The 883-nt window shown below is 69.1% G+C and carries 1 rRNA gene and 1 pseudogene; both read right to left on the bottom strand.

The annotated features are described in order from the left end of the window. Window positions 1–502, bottom strand: a pseudogene (locus tag NGF19_RS30405) (hypothetical protein); the annotation flags it as partial. A 190-nt stretch (window positions 503–692) separates the two neighbouring features. Next, window positions 693–809: ribosomal RNA gene (gene rrf / locus NGF19_RS30400) — 5S ribosomal RNA — on the bottom strand. Window positions 810–883 lie beyond the last annotated feature (74 nt).

The raw sequence follows: 883 nt of genomic DNA, 5'->3' as shown, positions 1-883 counted from the left end.
AAGCCACGGTCGTCGTCACGGCGCCCGTACCCACGGTCCCGGTCGTCACCACGACGATCGTCACGACGGTCATCACGGCGGTCGTCGCGACGGGCGAACCCACGGTCGCGGTCGTCGTCACGGCGCCCGAACCCGCCACGCTCGTCACGGCGGAAAGAGGGACGGTCGCTGTCGCGGCGGAAGCCACCACGCTCGCCACCGCGGTCGTCGCGGCGCGGGCCACCGGTGGGGCGGTCGTCGCGGCGGAAGGGCGCACGTCCGCCTCGGTCGCGGTCATCGCGGCGGAAGCCGCCGCGGTCGCCGCGCTCGCCTTCGCGGCGGTCGTCACGGCGATCGTCGCGCTCGCCTTCGCGGCGGTCGTCACGGCGATCGTCGCGGCGGAAGCCACGGTCGCGGTCGTCACCTCGACGGTCGTCACGGCGGTCGTCGCGACGGCCGTAGCCGCCACGGTCCCCGTAGCCGCCGCGGTCGTCCCGGCGAGGGCCACCGCGGTAGCCGCCACGGTCACCACTGTCCCGTCGGCGCTGATCGCGCTCGGGACGCTCGTCGGCAGGGTTGGGGGACATCGTGGGACTCCTGTCTTCGGTACCGCAAAAATATTCTCGCGCATCCGGGCACCCGGCGCGCACCGGAAAAACGAAAAGGACCTCTGGTCCCAGCGAGTCGCTGGGACCAGAGGTCCTCCAAAGATTGTTCGGCGGCGTCCTACTCTCCCACAGGGTCCCCCCTGCAGTACCATCGGCGCTGTAAGGCTTAGCTTCCGGGTTCGGAATGTAACCGGGCGTTTCCCTCACGCTATGACCACCGAAACCCTAATGGTTTCGAGCGAACAAGCACACTCTTCAGTTGATGTTCTGCTCTGAACCGACAACGGATCGTTGTC

It is taken from the genome of Streptomyces macrolidinus (assembly GCF_023887685.1).
Lineage (GTDB): Bacteria > Actinomycetota > Actinomycetes > Streptomycetales > Streptomycetaceae > Streptomyces > Streptomyces macrolidinus.
Note: the sequence above shows the minus strand (reverse complement) of the source record. Positions and strands in the feature narration are given on the sequence as shown.